Below are 22,954 nucleotides of genomic sequence, written 5' to 3' on the forward strand. Positions count from 1 at the left end.
CTCCTACTCTGAACGTTACGCCCTTTGTCGTTTGCGGGGCACGAGCGCCGTCAATTCGGACACGAGACGTTCGGCGGTCAAACCGACTTCCTCCCGCTGTTGTCCGACCGAACCGTGCTCCACGAAGTAATCGGGAACGCCGATCGTCTTCACCCTCATACCGTAATGGTTATGGAGCGAATAATACTCAAGAACCCCGCTGCCGAAGCCGCCCATCACGGCACCTTCCTCGAGCGTAAGGACCGGGATATCTTCCTTGGCCAGCTGGTTCAGCATCGCTTCGTCCATCGGCTTGATAAACCGCGCGTTGACGACACGCACCTGTACGCCTTCCTTCGCCAGCGTCTCCGCCGCTTCGAGGGCGATCGGAATCATGGGGCCGACGGCTAAAATCGCCGCATCCTGCCCATGACGGAGCGTTTCCCATGTACCGATTGGAATCGCCGTCAACTGCTCGTCGAGCGGTACGCCCAGTCCGTTAATGCGCGGATACCGGTATGCGATCGGGCCGTCTTCATAATCGAGCGCCGTCTTCATCATATGACGGAGCTCGTTCTCATCCTTCGGCATCATCACGACCATATTCGGGATGCTGCGCAAGTAAGCAATATCATACACCCCTTGATGCGTTTCGCCGTCGGGTCCGACGAAGCCGGCGCGATCTATGGCGAAAGTTACGTTCAGGTTGGCGCGGCATATATCGTGTACAACCTGGTCATAGGCCCGCTGCAGGAACGTGGAGTATACGGCAAACACCGGCTTCAAGCCTTCGGACGCCAAACCGGCGGAGAAGGTCGCCGCGTGCTGCTCGGCAATCCCTACGTCGAACATCCGTTCCGGGTAGGCCTTGGCAAACCCGAGCAGCCCGGATCCGCCCGGCATCGCCGGGGTAATGGCTACGACGCGCTTATCCTGCGCGGCGAGCTCGATCAGCGTACTGCCGAACACTTCCGTATACATCGGCGGACCGACCGGCTTCAAGACCTGACCGGATTCGATCTTGTAAGGACTGATGCCATGCCACTTGTGCGAATCGGCTTCCGCGGGCGAGTAGCCCTTGCCTTTCAGCGTAATGACATGGACGACGACCGGACCGTTCACCTTATCCGCTTGCTTCAGCGTTTCCATCAGCAGAGACAGATTGTGGCCGTCCACCGGACCGAAATACGTAAATCCGAGCTCTTCGAACCATACCCCCGGTACGACCAAATATTTGAAGGAGTCTTTCAACCGCTCGACCGTCTTGGCAAGCGTCCCGCCGATGGCCGGAATTTTCTTGAGCAATTGCTCGACCTCTTCTTTGGCCTTTACATAATGACGGTCGGAGCGGATGCGCGCCAAATAGTTGCTGAGCGCGCCAACGTTCGGAGCGATCGACATTTCGTTATCGTTAAGCACGACCATCAGCTTACGGCGCTCGTGTCCGATATGATTGAGCGCTTCGAGCGCCATGCCGCCCGTTAAGGCGCCGTCGCCGATCATAGCGATGACGCGGTTTGATTTCCCTTGCAGGTCGCGCGATACCGCCATGCCCATCGCCGCGGATAACGACGTGCTGCTGTGTCCGGCTTCCCAGACGTCATGTTCACTCTCGGACCGTTTCACAAATCCGCAAAGCCCTTTATATTTACGCAAAGTGTCGAATTGATTCATCCGGCCGGTTAAAATTTTATGAACGTAAGACTGATGCCCGACATCAAAAATAAATTTGTCTCTCGGACTGTCAAACAAGTAATGCAGCGCTAACGTTAACTCGACAACCCCAAGATTCGGCGCGAGGTGACCGCCGGTAACCGAAAGCTTCTCGACAAGAAACTGTCTGATTTCAGCCGCCAACGGCTCAAGTTGTTCGAAAGCGAGGCGCTTTAAGTCGTCTGGCTGTTGAATTTGTTCGAGCAGCATGCTTGTTCCCCCCGCTTTCCTTAGTGGATTTGTCGTGTGTTTCTATGTTGATGTCATTATAGCACAGCCGCTTTAGCCCACTCAATCGAACCGGACTCAATGATCCCTCTTCATGAGATAATCGGCCAGCTGCAAAAGCCGTTCCGGATACGGAATGCCCGCCCCCGTTACCGCATCCCGCGCTTCACGGGTCAGCTGCTCGATCTTCGCTTGCGAAGCTTCGATCCCAATAAAGTACGGATAGGTTACCTTCTGCTGCTTCACGTCGCTTTGCACCGGTTTGCCGAGCTTCTGCTCGTCGCCGACAAGATCCAGAATATCGTCCTGAATTTGAAAAGCAAGCCCGATGCACGTGCCGAACCGATCCAGCGCAGCCAGCTGCTCCGCCGTAGCGCCCGCGATACGGGCGCCCGCCTTCAGCGAGAATACGATCAGATCGCTCGTCTTGTGCAGATGAATGTAATCAAGCTCTTCGAGCTTGGTTACGCCTTGTTCGCCCTGCATATCGGCCGCTTGTCCGCCGACCATGCCCGGCGCGCCGGAAAGCCTGGCCAGATCTTCGACGATATCGGCGATCGTGCCGCCGCTTACGCCTTGCTTCCGGGCTGCTTGAACGATCGTATAAAACGCGTGCGTGAGCAGCGCGTCTCCGGCCAAAATGGCCATCGCTTCCCCGTATACTTTATGATTGGTCGGTTTGCCGCGACGGAAATCGTCGTTGTCCATTGCCGGCAAATCGTCATGAATGAGTGAATACGTGTGGATCATCTCCACCGCAAGCGCGACCGGCATCGCGTCCTCGGCCCGGCCGCCCAGCGCCTCGGCCGAGGCGAGCACAAGAATCGGACGAAGCCGTTTGCCGCCGGCCATCAGCGAATACATCATCGATTCGCGCAGTGCGGCCGGAATGCTCCACTCCTGCGGAATGGAGCGCTCCAATTCATGCTCGACCCGCAGGGCCTGTGTCTGGATATAATCGTGAATGCTGCTTACGGCGCTCATCGGCTTTCTCCTTTATCGGCTTCGCCCGGATTGAAAGGCTTCCGCGTCAAGCCGCCTTCCTGCTCGAGCAGCACCTCGATCTTCCGTTCCACCTGTTCCAGCTTCTGGCCGCACAGCTGAGACAGCTTCATCCCTTCCTGAAACAGCTCGATCGCTTGCTCGAGCGGAACGTCGCCGCTTTCAAGCTTCGCGACAATACGTTCCAGCTGTTCCATCGCCTGTTCAAAGCTAGGCGTTGTTTGTTCCTGATTCGTCATCTCGTTTCTCCTCCATGGACCATACGTGACAATCAATCCGGCCGTCGGCCAGCCGCAGCTTAATAATATCTCCCAGCTGCACCTGCTGCACCGACTTGATCAGCTGCTTCTCCTTCTCGTCGTAAACGAGGCTGTAACCGCGCTGCATGACTTTCAGCGGACTAAGCGCATCGAGCTGACGGAGCGTCGACACCAGCTCCCGCTGCTTCGTCTTGAGCGCGGCCTGCATCGATTGCCGGAGCAGCCGGTCCGCTGCATCGAGCCGCTTACGGGAGTATACAACCTGTTCCTTCGGATTAAAAGCCGCGATTTTCCGATCCGACCGCATCAATCGCTCCTGCGATTTATTGACCCGGCCGTGCATCTTGTAGATGAGCTGCTCTTTCATCCGGTCCAGTCGCTCCGCCGGCTGCAGCATGAGCTGTCGGCGCGGATTCGTCAAATACGGCGAGCGCTGCAGCCGCTTCAATCGTTCGCGGCCGCCTTCCAGACGCGAGGTTAAGCCGCCGTACAGCCGCTGCTTCAGATGCGCGATCCGCTGCGCCAGCTCCAGATGATGCGGCACCGCAAGCTCGGCTGCCGCCGTCGGCGTAGCCGCCCGCAGATCCGCGACGAAGTCGGCTATCGTGAAATCCGTCTCGTGCCCGACCGCCGAAATAACCGGCAGGACCGAAGCGTATATCGCACGCGCGACGATTTCTTCGTTGAACGCCCAAAGTTCTTCCAAGGAGCCGCCCCCGCGTCCGACGATCAATACGTCCACTTCGTTTAATCGGTTCATCTCTTCGACCGCCCTTACGATCGAAGGAGCCGCCTGCTTCCCTTGCACAAGCACGGGATAGAGCAGCACCGGCACGGACGGATAACGCCGCTGCAGCGTAATGATAATGTCACGCACCGCAGCACCGGTCGGCGACGTGATGACCCCGATCGCGCGCGGAAAAGCCGGGATCGGCTTTTTTCGTTCCGGTGCGAACAAGCCTTCGGCTTCCAGCTTCTTCTTGAGCTGCTCGTAGGCCAGATACAGGCTGCCGATGCCGTCGGGCTGCATCTGCGTCACGTAGAACTGATAAGCCCCGTCCCGTTCATATACGGATATATTACCGCAGGCGAGCACCTTCGTGCCTTCCTTGGGGATGAACCCGAGACGCTGGTTATACGACGCGAACATGATGCTCTTCAAGCGGCTGTCCGCATCCTTCAGCGTGAAGTACATGTGTCCGCTCGAATGATGCGTAAAATTGGAGATTTCCCCGCGCACCCATACGTTTTGCAGCGCGTCGTCGGCCTCCAATTTATTTTTAATAACCCGGTTAAGCTCCTTGATCGAGTAAATCGTTCGTCCGCTCATGGCTAATGCACTGCGCGCAAACCGGCCGCCCGCTGCGCCGCTTCCAGCGTATTGCGCAGAAGGATGGTGATCGTCATCGGTCCGACGACGCCCGGCACCGGCGTAATCACGCTTGCCGTATCGACCACATCGTCAAAGTCGACGTCTCCGGACAGCTTGCCCGTATCGAGCCGGTTCACACCTACGTCGATGACCACGGCGCCCGGCTTCACATGCCGGCGTTTGATCACCTTCGGCTTGCCGATAGCGGCAATCAGAATATCCGCTTGGCTCGTAATCTCTTCCAGGTTGCTCGTGCGGGAATGGCAGGTGGTAACCGTCGCATGCTCGCGAAGCAGCAGAATGCCCATCGGCTTGCCGACAATGTTGCTGCGGCCGATGACGACCGCATGCTTACCGGCGATGTCCACGCCGACCTTCTTCAAGATCTCGATCACGCCTGCGGGCGTACAAGGCGCCGGTCCCGGCTTGCCGATCATCAGGTTGCCGACGTTGACCGGATGGAAGCAGTCGACGTCCTTCTCGGGGGCAATCGCCTCAACTACCCGTTCTTCGTTGATTTGCTTCGGCAGCGGCGATTGCACCAGGATGCCGTGAATCGCCTTATCCGCATTCAGCTTGGCGATCAGTGCGAGCAGCTCGCTCTCTGACGTTGCTTCCGGCAGCTTGTACACTTCAGAGTGAATGCCCGCCTCTTCGCATGCGCGGTTCTTGTTGCGCACATAGACGTGAGAAGCCGGGTCTTCGCCGACGATGACGACGGCAAGACCGGGCTTCACCCCTTGGGCAATCAACCGGTCGACCTGATCTTTAATTTCGGTTCGGTAGGCGCCGACGAGCTCCTTACCGTTAATCACATGTGCAGACATCGCTTACGTTCCCCTTTCGTCTTCTCCGAACTTTCTTTACGATGAAGGCTTCGCTCTGAGTTGGCTCGAATCATATCAAGCTTCTGGCGATGACGATTGACCGCGAAGCGTATCCAAATCTTTGATCATTTTGCCCAGCACGCCGTTGACAAACTTCCCCGACTCTTCCGTTCCGAAATTTTTGGACATCTCGATCGCTTCGTTCACGACAACCTTCGGCGGCACATCGTCGCGGAACACCATCTCATAGGTGGCCAAGCGTAGAATTTCGCGGTCCACCTTCGACAGCCTGTCCATTTGCCAGCCTTTTAAATAGTCCACAAGCAGATGGTCGATTTGCGACTTGTGGCTAAGCGTCCCTTCGACCAGCTCCTTGACGTCTTGCTCGGAGATTCGATCCTTCTCCCGCGTCAGCTGTCCTTCGTCCTCGCCTCTCGCTTCCTCCACGACGTGATCGACGGCATCGCCCGTGCTCACTTCGTTCATGGCCATCTGGTATAAGCTTTGTAGGGCAAGTTCCCTTGCCAGTCTTCGTCTCATGTAATGAAAATCCTCCTGTTGGGTCGCTTGTCCCGGCTACAATCCTTCGCCCGACAAAAAATCCTTGGGCGTCTCCCAAGGATTTTAGCGGAACAGTCTCCATTTGTCCATTAGCCTACGCCAAGTGTCTTCTGCGGGAAACACCGGCTCGTTCCGGTCCAACTTTTTCCCTATGTAATATCCAGTATATACGATCAAGACAAAGATTAACATATGAAACAAGCCGAAGATCAAATAAATGATGCCCAGCACCACCCCGGCGATGACGCCGAAGGTCTTCCCTCTGTGCTGTTCGAGAAGCCGCTCCCAGATTTGCACCCACATGCGGGACACTCCCCTCTACTCCACCCGGCTTTTGAACGTGGGGGACGATTGCTGAATGTTCGCGATAAACACGGACACGAACGCCACGGGAATGCCGGTGATGTCTTCGATATGCCGTTTCACGTTCGCCTGCATTTCTTCCGTCAACGCCGGAATCGGGGTTTCTCCGTCCACAATCGCCCGAATGACGATCTCAAGGCCCGCTTGGTTCACTTTGACACGGGCACGCAGGTCTCGAACGCCGCGAGAGCGGGAAGCCGCCTTCAGGGACAAATTCTCAACCGTATCGAGCGAGATGCGAATATCCCCGAACTCCGTCCGCTGATCGATCGAAGGCACGGACGATTTGCCGCGCCGCGCCGACAAGTACAGAAAGCGAACGGCGAGCAGCAGAACGACAGCCGTGACAATAATGAAAGGAACGGCGACGTTAATCTCGTTGTATACGTCATGAACAAAATTTTGCGCATCGTTCAAAGGAATCAGCCCGAATGCCGCAATGAGCAGGACGAATGATGCAAGGAGTACGACGATACTAAAAATAAACAACAGCAGTTTGTCGAGTACTTTGGCCACGGGATCGGGCTCCTTTCGCAGGTATGGAGGAAACCCCCAGACGTGAACGTAAGGGGGTTCAACCTGACTATGATCGTTTATTTAACGCGCTGCGTGTTCGTTTCCGGCTCTTCCGGCGGCTTCTCCGCACCTTTAAAAATAACGTCATGGATATGCACGTTCACCTGAACGACACTTAAGCCGGTCATCGATTCGATCGCGTGTTTGACGTTCTGCTGCACGCCGCTCGCCACCTCCGGGATCCGGGTGCCGAATTCGATAACGACGGAAACATCGATCGCCGCTTCGCGCTGTCCGACTTCAACCTTTACGCCTTTGGACAAATTTTTGCGACCGAGCAGCTCCGCGATCCCGCCGGCGAAACCGCCGCTCATACCGGCAACGCCGGGAACCTCGATGGTCGCCATGCCGGCAATGATCTCAATCACTTCAGGAGCAATTTGAATCGTACCCATGTCGGTCTTTTCGTAATCGGCAGCAACTATACTCATGGTTAGGTCCTCCTCCAAGTTTTTGCTGAGGCAAAAACGGCTTCATTCACAACAATTTACTTACGATCGTCGGTAGTCCTTCACTTTTGCCCGAATTAGCGACTGGTTCTGATGCCAGCCCGACCCTTGTCTGTATTGTATACTATACCATTTGGACAAAAATATGACAATGAACCGGCAATATTACGAGTTGGGGTCGTTCACGTCGTGCTCTTCCAGGAACTTAATGTCAAAATCGCCCGCCAAAAACTTCTTATGCTCCAGAAGCTTCAGGTGGAATGGAATTGTCGTATGTACGCCCTCAACGGCAAATTCGGCAAGCGCGCGCTTCATTCGCTGGATTGCCTCATCGCGATTTTTGCCCCAGACGATGAGCTTCGCGATCATCGAATCGTAGTGCGGCGGAATCGTGTAGCCCGGATAAGCGGCGCTGTCCACTCGAACGCCGAAGCCGCCCGGCGGCAAGTAAAACTTGATTTGCCCGGCCGACGGCATGAAATTGCGTTCCGAATCCTCCGCGTTAATGCGGCATTCGATCGCCCAACCGTCGATCTTCACGTCTTCCTGCGTAAACGAAAGCGGCTCGCCTTCGGCGACGCGGATCATTTCTTTTATAATATCGATTCCGGTGATAAGCTCCGTTACGGGATGCTCCACTTGAATCCGGGTGTTCATTTCCATGAAATAAAATTGGCCGTCCGCGCCGAGCAAAAACTCAAGCGTTCCTGCGCCGGAATAGTTAACCGCTTTCGCCGCACGCACCGCCGCTTCACCCATCGCCTCGCGAATTTCCGGCGTCAGGATCGGGCATGGCGCTTCCTCGACGAGCTTCTGGCGGCGTCGCTGCACCGAGCAGTCGCGCTCGCCCAGGTGGACAACGTTGCCGTGTTTATCGGCAAGCACTTGAATCTCGACGTGCTTCATGCCGGTCAAATATTTCTCCAAATAAACGCCGGCGTTGCCGAACGCCTTCTGCGCTTCCTGCTGGGCGGCCGTAATTTGCTGAATGAGCATTTCTTCATTGTCAGCTAAACGTATGCCCTTGCCCCCGCCGCCTGCGGTCGCTTTAATGATGATCGGGTATCCGATTTCCCGGCCGAGACGAATTGCTTCTTCCACATTCTCGACCAACCCGTCGGAGCCCGGAATGACCGGTACGCCGGCTTCTTTCATCGTTTGCTTGGCGACGGATTTGTCGCCCATCTTGCTGATCGCTTCCGGGGAAGGACCGATGAACGTTATATTGCAGCTTTCGCATATTTCTGCGAAATCGGCGTTCTCCGCGAGAAATCCGTAGCCCGGATGGATCGCGTCGGTTTCCGTCAGCGTCGCCACGCTCATGATGTTCGTGTAATTCAAATAGCTGTCCTTGGACAGCGTGGGTCCGATGCAATAGGCCTCGTCCGCCAAGCGGACGTGCAGCGCGTCGCGGTCGGCTTCCGAGTAGACCGCAACCGACGTAATGCCGAGCTCGCGGCAAGCGCGAATGATGCGTACCGCAATTTCACCGCGGTTGGCAATCAAAATTTTATGAAACTTCAATGCGGCTCTCCTCCTACTTACTCCGGTTTCACCAGGAACAACGGCTGCCCGTACTCCACAAGCTGTCCGTTCTCCACGAGCACTTCTACGATCTCGCCCTTCACTTCGGCTTCGATCTCATTCATCAGCTTCATCGCTTCGATGATGCAAACGACGGTTTTCTCTTTCACCGCACTGCCCTTGGATACGAACGAAGCGGCGCCCGGCGATGGAGCGGCATAGAACGTGCCGACCATCGGGGACACGATTGTATGTAGACCTAAGTCGGCTGCCGCCGGTTTGGACGCGCTTGGCGCTTCCGCTGCAGGGGCTTGTACCGCCGCTTGAGGGGCAGGCACTTGCGCATACACAGGAGCGGCCGGAGCCGCGGTCACGACAACCTGTTCGGTTTTATTCGGTTTACGGATGAAAAGGCGCGAGCCTTCGCTTTCAATTTCCAGTTCTTGCAAAGAGCTTTGATCCACAAGCTTGATCAATTCTTTGATTTCGCTTAACTTAAACAAGTGCATTCACTCCTTTGGGCATCTGGCGCGCAGCAGGCGATCCATGGAAGGCAATCTTCGCCGCTGGCGATGTGAAACAAACGACGTTGTTATTATATCACAATATAATTTGAAGGGAAGAACTTATTAGTACTTGGTTCTACTTCATATTTTCAGCTGTCGAAATTCCTGATCCCTTTGCAATATCTACCATTTGTTTATGATTTATACTAAATATGGTCTTCCATCCAAAAAACATTAGATACATGATGTGTCATTTCAAAAGGATTAGCCATCCCCCTGCACCATATCAGTTAGATATACGCACGCACTCTTAACTTGTACTTCATTCTGTTACTCCAAATAAATAAGAGTCCGCGGGAGCGGACTCTGTCACCGATGATTTAAGGCTTCATGACGACGGAAATTTGATCCGCCTGAACGCCGAGCTCCTGCATGGCTTTATCGACAATGCTGACGGCTTGGCTGCGTTCCAATTTATTCGACTGCACCGTAACTTTCCATTTGTTCGCGTCTTGCGTGACGACGACCTGCGGGAAGTCGCCGCCGAGGATATCTTCCAGACTGGTTACTTTCGCTTCCATGTCCTGGATCTTGTTGTATTCTTCCTGAGCTTTGGCCGCGGCTTCCGCCGTTTGTTTCGGATCGGTGATAATCGTCATCAAGCTTTCCACCTTCTTCGTCAGCTCTTCATTGCGCTTCATTTGGGCGCTGAGGAAGAAATCGGTGCCGGATGTCGCAGTCGCTTGCATTTTTTGTAAGATTTTAGCTTCTTCGCTCGAAGCGTCCGATCCCGTATTCGACACGGGCTGCGCCGCTTTGTCGTCCGTTTTCGTAGTGTCGGAGGAAGGCGTATCGGTTTTCGTGCTGCTCTCTTTAGGATCGCCGGCTTTGGCGTTATCCGTTTTGGCGGCGTCCGCTTTCGTATCGGCGGCGGGAGCTGCGTCCGTTTTTGCATCGGCCGCTTCCGGCTGCTTCACATCCAATTGACCCGTGTTCACGACGATCTCGTTCGTTTTAACCCCGGTTGACGCCACTTCCAGCTCGTTCACGTCTTCCGTGAATAAATAGTAGGCGGAGAGGACGACCATCAAGCTCAGCATCGATACCAACCAAATCGTTTGTCTTCTGGAATTCATTTGTTCATTCCTCCTTGAGTTCATCGTTCGTATTTGAAAGACGTTTATTTATTGCTTGCGCGGCAGGATTGAGATCCGGTGCGCGGGAACATCGAGTCCACGCTCCACCGCTTCGACGATCATCTTTTTGACCGTAAGATTTTCCGCCCCCTTGGCAACGACGAGCACGCCTCGGATTTTCGGTTTAATCGTCTTGACGATCAGCGGCTGCTTGCCCCCGGATACTTCGTATAACACCACTTCGCCGTTCCGGGACACATTCGTGATATGCCGGGTTGCCCCATGCTGGTCTTTCTCGTTCGTTACCTGCTGCGTTTCGTTCGTGTTGCGCTCTACCTGGATCTCTTCGCTCGAGTCGATGGTGACCAGCACCTCAACCTCGCCGACCCCCACGATCTTGGTCAAAATGTCCCGCAGCTGCGATTGATACGCTTCTTCATATTCGCGAAAGCCCGTTTGCTCCTTGCTTCCGGAGCCGAACGCGGCTTCGGCCTGATCCGGCGGTGACCCGCGCCCTTCGTTGATCGGATCGACATCCTTCACCGTGATGAACGAATTCATGATCATCAGCGCCGCTCCGACGAGCCCAAGCAGCAGCAGCAGGCGAAACGTCTGCATCCGCTTCGGACCGCCGGGGCCTCCCTTGAACCAGGACAACCAACCTTTCTTGTCTTCTCCCACCGTTTCACCTCCCCGGGGCCGGTTCCAGCGTTAGTTCGATCTGTTCCTGCGTCAGCTGCCAATCTTGCTCCAGCATCCGGATAATTTGCGTCTTCGTTTGCAGCAATGCCGGGGATAGCGGCTCTTTATCGGGTCCGAACGAGGCGGACTGCGGCACTGATCTTGCTGCGGTTGCAGCCGGTCCGTCCGAGATTCGAATGTCGGCCACAGGGACCACCGGTTCGATCGGCTTGACCGTTTCCATCGCAGCGACCGGCTTCGCCCGTGCCTGATTCGGGAGTTCGGCCGGACGCCCCTCCGCCACCTGCAGCGTGACCTTCCGGATCACCGGCTGTCCGGTCTCGTCGGGCGCCGTCACGACTTGAACGTTCCGTACGTCCACATCGGCCGATTGTTCAATCTTGCGTTTCATCAATTCTTCCACTTGGTTCTCAACGAGCGCCGACGTTTGCTCGAACTGTCTCGCTTGCAGGGCATTGGCGCGCTGCCGGATGGCCGTGAGCGAGTCCATCTCGCCGCCTGACACCGCCGCCAGGTCGGGCGACAGCGCTGCCGCCAGCCGTTCGTCCAGCGCCGCATCGGAGCGAAGCAGGCTTAGCAGGGGCTGGAGCAGCGTCAAGAGCAGGAACATGCTGATCACGGTCTTCACATAGCGCTGCATCGATTGATTCGGCAGCAGCAAGTCGACGAAGGTGGCGATCAGGATGACCAGCACGACCGACTTCAGCCAACCGCTCAAAAAGTCCAAGCGTTCTCCCTCCTTCGCTGGGCTCCGGATCAGCGCATCATGACCGAGACGTTGCCGGCGCCGATGATGATCGATATCGCGAGAAAAAACATCAGTCCGACGACGGCTAAAGCGGCGAATACATACATCATGCTTTTGCCAATGGTCTCCAGGCAGGTAATCATCGGGTTATCGCCGAGCGGCTGCATGACGGCGGCCGAGATGTTATATATGAAGGCTAACGCCATTATTTTCAGCGCCGGGAAAGCGCACAGCACCAAGATGACGACGACGCCGGCCAAACCGACGGCGTTCTTCACCAGCAGCGAAGCGCCGATGACCGTCTCCGAAGCGTCGGAGAACAGACGGCCGACAACTGGTACGAAGTTGCCTGCGATATACTTGGCCGTACGGATCGTCACGCCGTCCGCCACGGCTCCGGTTGCGCCCTGTACCGAAATGACACCCAGAAATACGGTGATGAATAAACCTAAGCAGCCCAGGCTGACCGTTCGCAGCAAGTTCGCCAGCTGTGTGACCTTGTATTTGTCAGACAACGAGCTGACGATGTGCAGCACAGCGGAGAAGAACAGCAGCGGAAACACCAGAAAGTAGATGGCCGTGCCGACCGCGTGCACCATAAACACGATCAGCGGGTGAAGCACCGTTACAGATACCGCGTTGCCCATCGACGCCAGCAGGGTCAACAGCAGCGGCACGACGGCGATCATGAAGTGTATCATGTCGGATATGGCCGATTTGGCGTAACCGATCGCTACGTTAAAGCTGTTCACCGCCATAATCATCAGGACGAGAAACGAAATCGCGTAAGCGATTTTACTGACCGCGTTCCGCTCAAACGAGCTTTGCAGCGTCTCGAGCAGCATGCTGAAAATCGTGAGAATGACGATGGAGACGAGCAGCTTGCCGTTATACAGCAATTCATGAAAAAAGTAGCGAAACAGGGCGGAGAACACGCTGTCTATACTGAAGTTTTTGGCGCCGAGCAGCAGCTCCATGAACGTCGGGGCTTTGCTGTCGGGAAAATAACCGCCGTACTGCTTCATCAAGCCGCTCCAAAACTGTTCCACTTGATCGAGCGGCAGCCGTTCCGCCTGCTGGCGCACCAGCTCATCGGCGGGCGTGGCGGCCTGTACCTGCGCTCCGCAGCCGGTCAGGTCCGAGCAGCCGTACCCGACGCCTCCCGACAACAGGAGCACCGTCAGCACCGCGACGACAACGAGCCATCGCTTCATCTCGGCGGCGGAAGGGCGGCGCTGCAGCGGCAGCTCGCTTCTTGGCGGCGAAAGGCGACGATTAGGCAGCAGCATGAGCTTCATCTCCTGGTTGGTTTTGCTCGGGTAACGCTCGCTTAAGCCGGCAGCAGCTTGACGACCGTTTCGATGATGACGGATACGATCGGAATGGCCATGACCATGATCAGCACTTTACCGGCCAGCTCAATCTTGGAAGCGACCGCTTCCTGGCCGGCATCCCGCACGATTTGCGCGCCGAATTCGGCGATGTAGGCGATGCCGATAATTTTCAGAATCGTTTTCAGAAAAATCGTATTAATTTCCGCTTTATTCGCAAGCTCCTCCAGCACGCTGATCACGGTTGAAATTTTCCCGATGAGGAACAGAAAGATCGTAATGCCCGTGAACGCCGTGAGCAAAAACGCGAACATCGGCTTCTGCTCTTTGATGATCAGCACCAGCACTGTCGTGATGAGCGCAAGTCCCACCACTTGAATGATTTCCATGGCCGCACCCGCCTATTGGAACAAAAAAATCGTCTTGATTTCTTTAAACAGGTTGTCGAGCAGACTGACGACCATGAACAACACGACGACAAACCCGATGACCGTGACCCAGTGGGCCATATCCTCTTTACCCATCTGCTTCAGCACAGTATGAATCATCGCGATAATGATGCCGATGCCGGCGATCTGAAATATCGCATTAACGTCCACGTTCATGTGCGGCACCTCATTCTTGAACCTATCCCTTCACTGGCCAAATCGGAGCTAGTACATCAATATGACGACGAGCGCCCCCATCAACAAGCCGAGACTCTTCCACATCCGCTCGTATCGCTGCTGTTCGTCTTTGGCCAGCTCCTCTTCTCCGCGCAGTTGGTTGACGGCCAGACGCAAATGCTTCACTTGATCGTCCCGGTCGGTTAGGCCGAGCGTAGCGCCTAGCTGCTGCATGATCTCCTTCTCCCCCCGGCCCAGCGACAGCTCGCGCCAACCGGCGGTTAGCGTCTCCCCCCAGAGCTGCTGAACCGGTCGTCCCGCGGTGTGTCCCAGCTCCGCCGCCATCCGGACGAACAACGCGCCGACGGCAGTCGCGCAAGCTTGCCCCGTGCAGCGCAGCGCCTCGGGCAGCGGGGTGAAGCCGTACAGGATCTCCGTTTCGAGCCGCTGCAGCATCCTGATCAGGTCGGCGATTTGACGGGGCCGCTTCGCCAGCTGTGAAGCTTGAAAGAACCCGAGCAGCGTGCCCGCGAGCAAGATCAACATCGCGCCGAGCAGCTTCAGCATGGCGGGCTTCCCCGCTTCCGCCTGTGCAGCGTACCGGCCCGTCTCATAGGCTGACGCCTCCACGCAGCGCAAGCCGCTCGTCCAGCCGCTTGCCCTGGGCGTCGTACACCGCCGTGCCCGGAGCTCCCGCGCCAGCGTCGGCTGCCGGTGCGCGCGACAGCACCACGAAGCGTTCGAAGACGCCGTCCGCCACCAGCTCCTTCAGAATCGGCCGCCCCTTGACATCCTGGGCGTCCCTTCCGTGTGCGGTGGCGATGACCGCGATCCCGGCGTGCAGCGCCTCGTGTACGGCCGCCGCATCTTCGGCCCGGCCGATCTCGTCGGCGATCAGCACCTCCGGCGACATCGAGCGGATCATCATCATCATCCCCTCCGCCTTCGGGCAGCCGTCCAGCACGTCGGTGCGCGGGCCGACGTCAAAGGTCGGAACGCCCCGCACGCAGGCGGCGATCTCCGACCGCTCATCGACGATGCCGACTTTGAACGCTCTAGACGGCGTCGACCCTTCGCCGCTTGCGAAGCCCTCGCTGAGCTGCCGCGCGATATCGCGCACCAGCGTTGTCTTGCCCTGCTGCGGCGGCGATACGATCAAGGTCCGCAGCACTTGTCCGGTCCGCGGTTCAAGCAGGAAGGGCAGCACCCGTTGGGCCGCGTTCTTCCATTCCCGAGCAAGACGGATGTTGAAGCCGCTGACGTCCTTGATGTATTTCACATGTCCATGCTCGACCACCGTTCTGCCGGATAAGCCGACCCGATGACCGCCTTGAATCGTTATGTAACCGCGCTTGAGCTCCTCCTCGAACGTATACATGGAGTGCTGCGTTAACAGCTCCAGCAGCAAAGCGCAATCTTGACGGGTCGGATGATAAGCTTGTTCCGTCCGGGAGCACGTCGCACCTTCCGCGGTGACGAAGGCATGGCCTGGTCCCCAGACGACCTCCAGCGGCCGATTTTCACGGATGCGAATTTCCTGAAGCGTCCGGCCAGGCGGCAGCCCCGTTGCTAGAGTTGCTAGAATGTGCCGCAGCGGAGCGGAGAAGAAAGGCAATATCGATTGCATCTTTGAGCCTCCCTGTCCATCTTTTACAATCATGTGTATGCCATATCTACTGAATTATGACAGATTTACTTTTTTAAGATTCCGATAAAAATGCAGCTCACCCCGGCAAGCACCCACAGCAGCTTTCCGGCCGAAAGTTTGTCGGCCATCCCGACCAACCCAATCGTAGTTGTCGTCAGCAGCACGAGCGGTCCGACGAGCGCCAGCCCCGAGTTGACCAGCAGCGCCTTCTCGATTTGGTTGAAGCGCAGCATAAGAAGCGCCGCCAAAATTTCGATACTGCCGGATAATACGCGGATCGTCGCCATGCTGAGCACAATTTTATTGATCATTGACACGGAATTCACCCCATCCCCTGGTTTCCTTATCACTGTATGCAAGCTCGTCTGCTTTTAGGCTATCCGGGCACAACCCCAGCAGGAAATGCATACGATGTTTCATGAATTTTATTATTTATACAGCGAGGCGATAAGTAATGGAGGTTAGAACACCGCTGCAATGGCATTTTCAGCTTTGCGACCCGACCGGTCAGCGTACGAGCAAACCGCGCATTGCGGGCAAAACGATGGTAATCGACAAAGGGCTCGGACTCCATGCGCTCGAAGATCTGCTGCAGACGGCAGGCGACTACATGGATATGCTGAAAATCGGTTTCGGCACTTCTCCGCTTTATAAAACGGCATTGCTGAAGAAAAAAATCGAGATGGCCAAAGCGCACAACATTCTCGTGTACCCCGGCGGCACGTTCCTCGAAGTCGCGATCGTCCAACAAAACATCGATCATTTCTTTGATATGATTGCCTATCTGGGCTTTAACGGGATAGAAATTTCCGACGGTACGATCCAGGTTCCGCGCGGGGTCAGAAGCGATTTGATTCGGCGCGGTGTAGATGCGGGGCTGACGGTTATTACGGAATACGGGAAGAAAGGCTGGGGCTCCGCTATTGAACTGGAGGAGCTGATCGAGACCGTGACGATCGACTCCGAGCTCGGGGCGGCGCTCATTACGATCGAAGGCCGGGAATCCGGCAAAGGAGTGGGGATATACAACGAAGACGGCAGCTGTAAGGATGAGGAAATCGAGCTCGTGCTCAGCGGGGTGCCCAGTCCGGAACTGTTGTTGTGGGAAGCGCCGCACAAAGACCAGCAGGTTCATTTATTGAAGCGGCTCGGCAGCGGCATTCATCTCGGAAATATCGCGCCGGCCGATCTGTTCTCGCTTGAAGCGCTGCGCCGCGGACTTCGCTCCGATACGCTGGCCGGGGAGGCTGACGTATCGGATGCTGCGCCGGTAGCGGCCGAAGCTAACGTTGAGGCTGCGCCGGCGGTGAGCTGGTATTACCAAATTTAGGCAAGGGGTGACAACAGGCCGTGCACATTCATGTCATATCCAGCGTAAACGAAGCGCGCACCGAAGAGCTGCAGCACAAAACCGTCATCGTCATCGACGTGCTGCGCGCGACCTCCACGATGCTGACCGCGCTTGCGAACGGATGCCGGACCATCGTCCCCGTTGAGACCGTCAATCAAGCCAAGAGCATGCAGGGGAAAGACGAGCTGCTCGGCGGCGAACGATTTTGCAAAAAAATACCGGGCTTCGATCTGGGGAACTCCCCGCTGGAGTATACCTCCGAGCTTGTCACCGGCAAAACGGTCATCATGACGACGACAAACGGCACACGGGCGATTCAGAAGGCGGCGAAAGCGAGTCATATTTTGATCGGCTGTATGCTGAATGCCGCCGCCTGTGCGCGCAAAGCGGCCAACCTGACGGGCGACATCGTCATCGTTTGTGCCGGTACGCAGGATGTCTTTGCGCTGGAGGACGGCTTGTGCGCGGGTCTGCTGATCGATGAGCTGCTGCGGCTCCATGCGGCAGGAGCGGTCCGCGGAAACTTGACGGGGCCGAACGCACCGGCCTGCGTGGACGACTTCGGTTTAGCCATGCTGCAGGCGTACCGGAACGTGCAGGACCGGCTATTAGACGCGCTACTGACGTGCGCGAACGGCAAACGGCTGACCAAGATCGGTTTCCATGACGATGTGGTCCACTGTGCCCAAACCCATGTGCTGGACCTTGCCCCCATGGTACGGCATGGCCGCCTGGAGGCTTAGTTAACGGTTCCCCGCCAAGCTTGTTCTAAAAAGGCCCTGCGCTCATACACATAAATGAAGATACTTCCGGACAAGGGGCCTGCATATGAACGGGGATATTCTCTTGGTTGCGCTTATCATTATCGGACTGCTGGGCCGGTCCCACATTATTACGACGGCCGCTTGCGTGCTGTTGATTGTGAAGCTGATCAGTCTGGAGCGATACCTCCCGACGATTGAACGGAGAGGGCTGGAGCTGGGGCTGTTGTTTTTGACCATGGGGGTTCTTGTGCCGTTCGCAAGCGAGAAAATATCCATCAAGGACGTCACCTCGATGTTTACGACTTGGCCCGGCATACTCGCCCTGCTGGGGGGAGCCGTTGCGACTTATATGAACAGCAAAGGATTGGAGTTATTAAAAATAGACCCGCAAATGATTGTGGGTCTTGTAATCGGTTCGATTATCGGTATCGTGTTCTTAAAAGGAATCCCGGTCGGCCCGTTAATGGCCGCCGGGATTACCGCCTTTTTGCTCAAGGCGTTCACGTTCTTATTCGATAAGTTCCGTTAGTGCAGCCGGTGTTAACGGCGTTCCGAAGGACCGCCGACGAATACGGTCGTATCGGTGTCAAGGCCGTAAGCCGTGTGCAGGGCTTGGACAACCTCGTTCAGGCGGCCGTTCTCAATGACGCAGGACGTCTTAATTTCGGACGTGCTGACCATCAGGATGCTGATGCCGAGATCGGAGATCGTCTCGAACATTTTGGCGGCGACGCCCGGCGTACTGACCATGCCTGCGCCCACGATCGAAACCTTCACCAGGTTGTTCTCGGACGTCACTTCGCGGAAGCCGACGGTGCTGCGAATGCCTTCGATCGTTTGCAGCGCTTTCTCCAGATCGGAGAGCGATACGGTGAAGGAAAAGTCAGCCGCTCCTTGAGCAACGCCGCTTTGTACGATGATATCCACATCGATTTGCGCTTGCGCCAGCGCCGTGAACACCTTCGCCAGCTGCCCCGGTTTCTCTTCCACGCCCAAAATGCTGATGCGTGCGACATTCTTGTCGTAAGCGATGCCGCGTACTACGATTCCTTGTTCCATTGTCGCTTCCTCCTTGACGTTCGTGCCTTCATTATGGTTGAAGCTGGATCTTACGACCAGCTGCACATTGTAATTTTTCGCGTATTCCACCGCGCGCGGATGCAAGACCGCCGCTCCGAGGTTCGCAAGCTCGAGCATTTCGTCATACGAAATTTCGTTCAGCTTGCGCGCGCATTTAACAATCCGCGGGTCGGTCGAGTAAACGCCGTCCACGTCTGTGAAAATTTCGCACACATCCGCTTGAATCCCTGCTGCGAGCGCCACTGCCGTCGTGTCGGAGCCTCCGCGGCCAAGCGTCGTAATTTCGCCTTCCTCGGTCATGCCCTGGAACCCTGCGACAATGACGATTTTGCCGGCATCCAGCGCCTTACGGACACGTTCCGGCTTCATATCGGTGATTCTTGCCTTGCCGTGTACGTCTTCGGTAATCATCCCGGCCTGCCATCCGGTAAAGGATACGGCCGATTCGCCCAAACTATGTATCGCCATCGACAAAAGCGCGATCGATACTTGCTCGCCCGTGGACAGGAGCATATCCATCTCCCGCGCCGGCGGTGCGCCCGTATAAATTTGCTTTGTCAGGTCGATCAAATCGTCCGTCGTATCGCCCATAGCGGATACGACGACGACGCATTGGTGTCCTTCGCGGTGCCGTTCCACAATACGACCGGCAACCCGTTTCATCCGTTCGGCGTCCCCAACCGAGCTTCCGCCGAATTTCATTACTATCAGAGCCAAGCTGCTCACTCCCTACACAAACTTTTGCATAACTAAAATAGAATTATATCATAAGGGCGCCGCTCTGCGAAATACATAGTTGTCGAAAATTTTGCACCAGCGCCGGATAACAAAAATAGAGCGATCCGATGAGTATCGAATCGCTCTTCCATCCATCGTTACGCCAACGCTTCCGCCAGCTTCCGGCCAAAAGCACGGCACACTTCCTTCTCGTCGCCGGACGGGTTTAGCTCGACCTTCAAGCCTTCCTGAACGACATCGGCTCCTTGTTCCTTCAGCTTCGCGATCAACGTATCGACGGCAGCCCCGTACTGAGAGTACGAAGAGTCCGCCGAGCCGAACACGGCTGCTTTCCGGCCTGCTAGTTGAATGTCATCCATCTCCTCGTAGAAATCAAGAAACTCGTCCGGGAGATCGCCGTCTCCCCATGTATATGCACCCAGCAAGACGCCGTCGTACTTCTCCAGCTCCGAGGCGTTCGCGTCCACGACTGATTTCAAGACGGGCTCGATTCCCGCAGCCCTTACGCCATCGGCGACAAGCTCGGCCATTTCTTCCGTGTTCCCGGTCATGCTGGCAAAAACAATGATTACTGAACTCAAGATGGTTCCCTCCAATAGCGGGAATGATCGCTTCCCATATTTCTTGTTGTCTAACATTTGCAGATTGCGAAGGTTTCCGGAAACTAACAGCGCTACATCGATAATAAGTGATAATGATTATCATTGTCAATTATTTTTTTTCATATTTTTTGACATGCAAAAAAGGCAGCCGTTTTCCCTGTTAGAGAGAACGGATGCCTTGTAACCGTTATCGGATTTCCTTGTCAGAGGTCAAGCTTGATATCGATGTAATGTTCAACCGTCGGATACGGATCGTAATAAGGATGCAGCAAGCTTTTCCATTGTTCATATTCAGGGGATTGACGGAAGCTGACCGTATGATCCTTCAGCGTTTGCCAGCGTACCAGCAAGACGTACTTGTTGTCGGTCTCCAGGCATTTATGCAGCTCATGGTGAATATAGCCTCTCATGCCGGTTATGATTTTCGACGCTTGACGAAAGCTTGATTCGAACTCGCTTGCCAAGCCGGGCTTCACCTGCAACGTCGCCACTTCCATTATCATAAGCACCCCACCCGATTCCCAAGTATTGTTCCCGCGCCGCTTACCCGCGATTCGGAAGTTGACCGCCGTCTTTCTCTCAATTGCCTCGGAATCCCGTTCATACCGTCCTCCTTCTGGATGATCGATCTACTTGCATATTATACCATTTCGCCCACCGCTTGGCATACACGTGATGCTATTGTGTCGATCTTCGGAAAGTTAAACTCAAAAAAACTGACGCCTGATAACATCCAGACGCCAGCTTTCGGCTAAGTCGTTTTTCCATGTTCGCTTACAGGGGTTAGACCGCGGTTCTGCTTTACGTGTCCAAAAAATAATCAATCAATTTGCAAAAGGATTCCGTTTTTTCAATTTGCGTCCAATGGCCGCAATTCGAGAACGTATGGAGCTCCGCATTCGGCAGCAGTTGAGACAGCCGCCAGCTCGTCTCCTCAATCGGAATGATCTGATCCTCGCGGCCGTGAAACAGCAGAACCGGGACCTCGATGCTCCTTAGCTGCTCCTCGCTTAAAGCCAGAGCGTTGACATGACGCTGCCTCGGGGCAGGGAACATGGAGGCGAAAGCAGCCTGGTTCTCTTCATTTAACGTGGACTTGTACCGCATCTGAACCAAATCGTCATTTTCGGCAAAACGTTTGTCGTAAGAAAACAAATGAATGAGCTTTTTCATCGTTTCAAGGCTCGGGGTATATCCCCAAACCTGGTCCAGACCTTCCGTCAATTGAAATTGAATGCCTGCGCTTCCCATTAACACCAGTTTTTTAACCAGATCCGGCCGGCGGTAGGCGAGATGCAAGGCGATGCCTCCGCCCAACGAATTGCCGACAATCGATAGGGGACCGAGCTTCTTCGTTTCGATAAAGGCGATCATCTGCTCGACCCAAACGTCCACGCCGTATTGAATCGATTTCGGCTTATCCGACGAGCCGAAGCCGATCAGATCGGGCGCGTATAACCGGTGCTTCTTGGACAGGATGGGATAGACGGGGCGCCAATTGGCCCAAGCCGATACTCCCGGTCCGGAACCATGGATCAAGAGCAGCGGCTCCCCTTCTCCACCCTCGTGGAAATAAACTTGATGACCTCCGATTTTTTCGAAATACCCTTGTTCTGACATCTGATTTCCTCCTCTATTTTCATGTCCTTACCTGCATTATTGCACGCGGAATTGGATCGTCCCGAGCCGGTCCCAGATCGCCGTCACCGTATCGCCGTACGCAATTTCCGCTTCCACTTTCGGATGAATCAACTCATCGATGCGCAGCACGTCCCCGTCAACGACCATATAGTCGAATATGTATCCGTAGATCGGCTCTTGATAGGCGCTTGAGTTCATGGCTTTCCCCCTAAACCGAGGATAGTGGATAGTTCGACTTTGCAAGTTCGGCGGCAACGTTCATAATCATATCCTCCTGACCGCCGACCGCTTTCCTTCTTCCCAATTCGATCAGAATGTCCCTGGCATCAAGCCCGAATTTCAAGGCGGCTCGCTGCGCGTGGAGGAGGAAGCTCGAATATACGCCTGCATAACCGAGCACCAGGCTTCCCTTCGTAATTTCCTGCGGTTTTTGTAAAATCGGAGCGACAATCTCTTCGGCTACATCCATGAGCTTATACACATCCACACCGGTCTCAATGCCCAGCTTCTCCAGCACCGCGACCAATACCTCCGTTTGCGTATTGCCGGCCCCCGCGCCGAGACAGCGTACGCTTCCGTCGATCCAGGTCGCGCCTTCCTGAATGGCTGCAAGCGTGTTGGCCATGGCCAGCGATAAATTGTTGTGGCCGTGAAACCCGATATGAGCGGAAAGCGATTGCTTGAGCGCGCGAATTCTTTCCTCCACCTGAAACGGCAGCAGCGCGCCCGCGGAATCGACCACATACACGGTATCCGCTCCGTAACTTTCCATCAATTTCGCTTGCTCCACTAACGTTTCGACCGGCGCCATATGCGACATCATCAAAAAACCGACGGTAACAAGACCCAGCTCCTTGGATCTGGCGATGTGCTGTGCGGAAATATCCGCTTCCGTCACGTGCGTAGCAATGCGAGCCATGCCGACGCCCAACTTCGCGGCTTCATTTAATTGTTGAATCGTTCCGACGCCCGGGAGCAGAAGCACCCCGATTTGGGATGTGGCGCACACGGATACGGCGGCTTCGATTAACTCCATTTCATTCGTCCGCGACAATCCATACTGCAGAGATGAGCCTGCAAGTCCATCCCCGTGTGAAACTTCAATATATGGAACATTCGCATCATCCAACGCCTTGGCCACGCTTATGACTTGTTCCAGCGTATACTGATGATTGATGGCGTGGCTTCCGTCACGAAGCGCGACCTCCGTTATCGTTAACTTTTGAGCGGGTTTCAATGTCGTTCTCC

The 22,954-nt window shown here is 55.6% G+C and carries 28 protein-coding genes and 1 pseudogene; 3 read left to right on the top strand and 26 right to left on the bottom strand.

Features of this window, described 5'->3' with window-relative positions:
- Positions 1-15: 15 nt before the first annotated feature.
- From dxs to PVA01S_RS04445, 20 genes are all read right to left on the bottom strand, one after another.
- Entirely contained in the window at positions 16-1,902 is a 1,887-nt protein-coding gene (dxs, locus tag PVA01S_RS04350; protein WP_127605493.1) for a 1-deoxy-D-xylulose-5-phosphate synthase, read from the bottom strand.
- Between the two features lie 96 nt (positions 1,903-1,998).
- Complete coding sequence (locus PVA01S_RS04355) at positions 1,999-2,904, bottom strand: polyprenyl synthetase family protein (RefSeq protein ID WP_127605495.1); 906 nt, start codon at positions 2,902-2,904, stop codon at positions 1,999-2,001.
- On the bottom strand, positions 2,901-3,161 hold the full coding sequence (gene xseB, locus PVA01S_RS04360) for an exodeoxyribonuclease VII small subunit (RefSeq protein WP_054795195.1): 261 nt from the start codon (positions 3,159-3,161) through the stop codon (positions 2,901-2,903). The genes PVA01S_RS04355 and xseB overlap by 4 nt, the downstream gene beginning before the upstream one ends.
- Complete coding sequence (gene xseA, locus PVA01S_RS04365; protein WP_127605497.1) at positions 3,133-4,512, bottom strand: exodeoxyribonuclease VII large subunit; 1,380 nt, start codon at positions 4,510-4,512, stop codon at positions 3,133-3,135. Before xseA ends, xseB begins: the two co-directional genes overlap by 29 nt.
- 2 nt (positions 4,513-4,514) lie before the next feature.
- Positions 4,515-5,381 (bottom strand): bifunctional methylenetetrahydrofolate dehydrogenase/methenyltetrahydrofolate cyclohydrolase FolD, encoded by an 867-nt coding sequence (folD, locus tag PVA01S_RS04370; RefSeq protein WP_127605499.1) that lies wholly within the window; start codon positions 5,379-5,381, stop codon positions 4,515-4,517.
- 75 nt (positions 5,382-5,456) lie between these two features.
- Complete coding sequence (nusB, locus tag PVA01S_RS04375) at positions 5,457-5,921, bottom strand: transcription antitermination factor NusB (protein ID WP_054795197.1); 465 nt, start codon at positions 5,919-5,921, stop codon at positions 5,457-5,459.
- Positions 5,922-6,005: 84 nt separating this feature from the next.
- Positions 6,006-6,245, bottom strand: coding sequence for a DUF2273 domain-containing protein (locus PVA01S_RS04380; protein ID WP_054795198.1), 240 nt, complete (start codon positions 6,243-6,245; stop codon positions 6,006-6,008).
- Between the two features lie 15 nt (positions 6,246-6,260).
- Positions 6,261-6,821, bottom strand: a complete 561-nt coding sequence (amaP, locus tag PVA01S_RS04385; protein ID WP_054795199.1) for an alkaline shock response membrane anchor protein AmaP — start codon at positions 6,819-6,821, stop codon at positions 6,261-6,263.
- Positions 6,822-6,898: 77 nt separating this feature from the next.
- Positions 6,899-7,312 (bottom strand): Asp23/Gls24 family envelope stress response protein, encoded by a 414-nt coding sequence (locus PVA01S_RS04390; protein ID WP_127605501.1) that lies wholly within the window; start codon positions 7,310-7,312, stop codon positions 6,899-6,901.
- A 183-nt stretch (positions 7,313-7,495) separates the two neighbouring features.
- Positions 7,496-8,854, bottom strand: coding sequence for an acetyl-CoA carboxylase biotin carboxylase subunit (gene accC, locus PVA01S_RS04395; RefSeq protein ID WP_127605503.1), 1,359 nt, complete (start codon positions 8,852-8,854; stop codon positions 7,496-7,498).
- A 17-nt stretch (positions 8,855-8,871) separates the two neighbouring features.
- A complete protein-coding gene (accB, locus tag PVA01S_RS04400; RefSeq protein WP_054799649.1) occupies positions 8,872-9,357 on the bottom strand; it encodes an acetyl-CoA carboxylase biotin carboxyl carrier protein in 486 nt (161 codons plus the stop codon).
- Between the two features lie 383 nt (positions 9,358-9,740).
- The gene (locus tag PVA01S_RS04405; RefSeq protein WP_127605505.1) at positions 9,741-10,496 is read right to left on the bottom strand and encodes a SpoIIIAH-like family protein; all 756 of its coding nucleotides are present in this window, start codon (positions 10,494-10,496) and stop codon (positions 9,741-9,743) included.
- 48 nt (positions 10,497-10,544) lie between these two features.
- The gene (spoIIIAG, locus tag PVA01S_RS04410; protein ID WP_054795202.1) at positions 10,545-11,177 is read right to left on the bottom strand and encodes a stage III sporulation protein AG; all 633 of its coding nucleotides are present in this window, start codon (positions 11,175-11,177) and stop codon (positions 10,545-10,547) included.
- Between the two features lie 4 nt (positions 11,178-11,181).
- Positions 11,182-11,925 (bottom strand): stage III sporulation protein AF, encoded by a 744-nt coding sequence (spoIIIAF, locus tag PVA01S_RS04415; protein ID WP_164751729.1) that lies wholly within the window; start codon positions 11,923-11,925, stop codon positions 11,182-11,184.
- A gap of 29 nt (positions 11,926-11,954) precedes the next feature.
- Positions 11,955-13,160 carry a stage III sporulation protein AE gene (gene spoIIIAE, locus PVA01S_RS04420; protein ID WP_127605715.1) on the bottom strand — a complete coding sequence of 402 codons (1,206 nt, stop codon included), beginning with the start codon at positions 13,158-13,160 and terminating at the stop codon, positions 11,955-11,957.
- 116 nt (positions 13,161-13,276) lie between these two features.
- Positions 13,277-13,666 carry a stage III sporulation protein AD gene (gene spoIIIAD / locus PVA01S_RS04425; protein ID WP_054799647.1) on the bottom strand — a complete coding sequence of 130 codons (390 nt, stop codon included), beginning with the start codon at positions 13,664-13,666 and terminating at the stop codon, positions 13,277-13,279.
- Positions 13,667-13,678: 12 nt separating this feature from the next.
- A complete protein-coding gene (spoIIIAC, locus tag PVA01S_RS04430) occupies positions 13,679-13,882 on the bottom strand; it encodes a stage III sporulation protein AC (protein WP_127605509.1) in 204 nt (67 codons plus the stop codon).
- Positions 13,883-13,930: 48 nt separating this feature from the next.
- Positions 13,931-14,449 carry a stage III sporulation protein SpoIIIAB gene (gene spoIIIAB, locus PVA01S_RS04435; RefSeq protein ID WP_127605717.1) on the bottom strand — a complete coding sequence of 173 codons (519 nt, stop codon included), beginning with the start codon at positions 14,447-14,449 and terminating at the stop codon, positions 13,931-13,933.
- 43 nt (positions 14,450-14,492) lie between these two features.
- Positions 14,493-15,509: a stage III sporulation protein AA gene (spoIIIAA, locus tag PVA01S_RS04440; protein WP_054795204.1), complete on the bottom strand. Its 1,017-nt coding sequence runs from the start codon at positions 15,507-15,509 to the stop codon at positions 14,493-14,495.
- Between the two features lie 65 nt (positions 15,510-15,574).
- Positions 15,575-15,841: a YqhV family protein gene (locus PVA01S_RS04445; protein WP_127605511.1), complete on the bottom strand. Its 267-nt coding sequence runs from the start codon at positions 15,839-15,841 to the stop codon at positions 15,575-15,577.
- A 143-nt stretch (positions 15,842-15,984) separates the two neighbouring features.
- Here PVA01S_RS04445 and comA point away from each other — a divergent pair, with 143 nt between their 5' ends.
- The 3 genes from comA (at position 15,985) to PVA01S_RS04460 (ending at position 18,174) form a co-directional block, all read left to right on the top strand.
- The gene (comA, locus tag PVA01S_RS04450) at positions 15,985-16,860 is read left to right on the top strand and encodes a phosphosulfolactate synthase (RefSeq protein ID WP_127605513.1); all 876 of its coding nucleotides are present in this window, start codon (positions 15,985-15,987) and stop codon (positions 16,858-16,860) included.
- Between the two features lie 20 nt (positions 16,861-16,880).
- A complete protein-coding gene (locus PVA01S_RS04455) occupies positions 16,881-17,624 on the top strand; it encodes a 2-phosphosulfolactate phosphatase (protein ID WP_127605515.1) in 744 nt (247 codons plus the stop codon).
- An 85-nt stretch (positions 17,625-17,709) separates the two neighbouring features.
- Positions 17,710-18,174 carry a DUF441 domain-containing protein gene (locus tag PVA01S_RS04460; RefSeq protein ID WP_054795206.1) on the top strand — a complete coding sequence of 155 codons (465 nt, stop codon included), beginning with the start codon at positions 17,710-17,712 and terminating at the stop codon, positions 18,172-18,174.
- An 11-nt stretch (positions 18,175-18,185) separates the two neighbouring features.
- On the opposite strand, the gene PVA01S_RS04465 is transcribed toward PVA01S_RS04460, so the two are convergent.
- The 6 genes and pseudogenes from PVA01S_RS04465 to dmpG form a co-directional block, all read right to left on the bottom strand.
- A complete protein-coding gene (locus PVA01S_RS04465) occupies positions 18,186-19,442 on the bottom strand; it encodes an aspartate kinase (protein WP_054795207.1) in 1,257 nt (418 codons plus the stop codon).
- A gap of 158 nt (positions 19,443-19,600) precedes the next feature.
- Entirely contained in the window at positions 19,601-20,044 is a 444-nt protein-coding gene (locus PVA01S_RS04470; protein ID WP_054795208.1) for a flavodoxin, read from the bottom strand.
- A 224-nt stretch (positions 20,045-20,268) separates the two neighbouring features.
- A complete protein-coding gene (locus tag PVA01S_RS04475; RefSeq protein WP_127605517.1) occupies positions 20,269-20,568 on the bottom strand; it encodes an antibiotic biosynthesis monooxygenase family protein in 300 nt (99 codons plus the stop codon).
- 298 nt (positions 20,569-20,866) lie between these two features.
- Complete coding sequence (locus tag PVA01S_RS04480) at positions 20,867-21,685, bottom strand: alpha/beta fold hydrolase (protein ID WP_127605518.1); 819 nt, start codon at positions 21,683-21,685, stop codon at positions 20,867-20,869.
- A gap of 96 nt (positions 21,686-21,781) precedes the next feature.
- A pseudogene (locus PVA01S_RS04485) lies at positions 21,782-21,886 on the bottom strand (4-oxalocrotonate decarboxylase); the annotation flags it as partial.
- Positions 21,887-21,914: 28 nt separating this feature from the next.
- Complete coding sequence (dmpG, locus tag PVA01S_RS04490) at positions 21,915-22,943, bottom strand: 4-hydroxy-2-oxovalerate aldolase (protein WP_127605520.1); 1,029 nt, start codon at positions 22,941-22,943, stop codon at positions 21,915-21,917.
- Positions 22,944-22,954 lie beyond the last annotated feature (11 nt).

It is taken from the genome of Paenibacillus validus NBRC 15382 (assembly GCF_004000985.1).
GTDB lineage: Bacteria > Bacillota > Bacilli > Paenibacillales > NBRC-103111 > Paenibacillus_G > Paenibacillus_G validus.

Excerpts from the sequence above, each read along its gene's own strand:
- dxs (WP_127605493.1), bottom strand. The coding sequence starts at position 1,902 with ATGCTGCTCGAACAAATTCAACAGCCAGACGACTTAAAGCGCCTCGCT.
- PVA01S_RS04355 (WP_127605495.1), bottom strand. The coding sequence starts at position 2,904 with ATGAGCGCCGTAAGCAGCATTCACGATTATATCCAGACACAGGCCCTG.
- xseB (WP_054795195.1), bottom strand. The coding sequence starts at position 3,161 with ATGACGAATCAGGAACAAACAACGCCTAGCTTTGAACAGGCGATGGAA.
- xseA (WP_127605497.1), bottom strand. The coding sequence starts at position 4,512 with ATGAGCGGACGAACGATTTACTCGATCAAGGAGCTTAACCGGGTTATT.
- folD (WP_127605499.1), bottom strand. The coding sequence starts at position 5,381 with ATGTCTGCACATGTGATTAACGGTAAGGAGCTCGTCGGCGCCTACCGA.
- nusB (WP_054795197.1), bottom strand. The coding sequence starts at position 5,921 with ATGAGACGAAGACTGGCAAGGGAACTTGCCCTACAAAGCTTATACCAG.
- PVA01S_RS04380 (WP_054795198.1), bottom strand. The coding sequence starts at position 6,245 with ATGTGGGTGCAAATCTGGGAGCGGCTTCTCGAACAGCACAGAGGGAAG.
- PVA01S_RS04390 (WP_127605501.1), bottom strand. The coding sequence starts at position 7,312 with ATGAGTATAGTTGCTGCCGATTACGAAAAGACCGACATGGGTACGATT.
- PVA01S_RS04405 (WP_127605505.1), bottom strand. The coding sequence starts at position 10,496 with ATGAATTCCAGAAGACAAACGATTTGGTTGGTATCGATGCTGAGCTTG.
- spoIIIAE (WP_127605715.1), bottom strand. The coding sequence starts at position 13,160 with ATGAAGCGATGGCTCGTTGTCGTCGCGGTGCTGACGGTGCTCCTGTTG.
- spoIIIAD (WP_054799647.1), bottom strand. The coding sequence starts at position 13,666 with ATGGAAATCATTCAAGTGGTGGGACTTGCGCTCATCACGACAGTGCTG.
- spoIIIAC (WP_127605509.1), bottom strand. The coding sequence starts at position 13,882 with ATGAACGTGGACGTTAATGCGATATTTCAGATCGCCGGCATCGGCATC.
- spoIIIAB (WP_127605717.1), bottom strand. The coding sequence starts at position 14,449 with ATGCTGAAGCTGCTCGGCGCGATGTTGATCTTGCTCGCGGGCACGCTG.
- spoIIIAA (WP_054795204.1), bottom strand. The coding sequence starts at position 15,509 with ATGCAATCGATATTGCCTTTCTTCTCCGCTCCGCTGCGGCACATTCTA.
- PVA01S_RS04445 (WP_127605511.1), bottom strand. The coding sequence starts at position 15,841 with ATGATCAATAAAATTGTGCTCAGCATGGCGACGATCCGCGTATTATCC.
- comA (WP_127605513.1), top strand. The coding sequence starts at position 15,985 with ATGGAGGTTAGAACACCGCTGCAATGGCATTTTCAGCTTTGCGACCCG.
- PVA01S_RS04460 (WP_054795206.1), top strand. The coding sequence starts at position 17,710 with ATGAACGGGGATATTCTCTTGGTTGCGCTTATCATTATCGGACTGCTG.
- PVA01S_RS04475 (WP_127605517.1), bottom strand. The coding sequence starts at position 20,568 with ATGATAATGGAAGTGGCGACGTTGCAGGTGAAGCCCGGCTTGGCAAGC.
- PVA01S_RS04480 (WP_127605518.1), bottom strand. The coding sequence starts at position 21,685 with ATGTCAGAACAAGGGTATTTCGAAAAAATCGGAGGTCATCAAGTTTAT.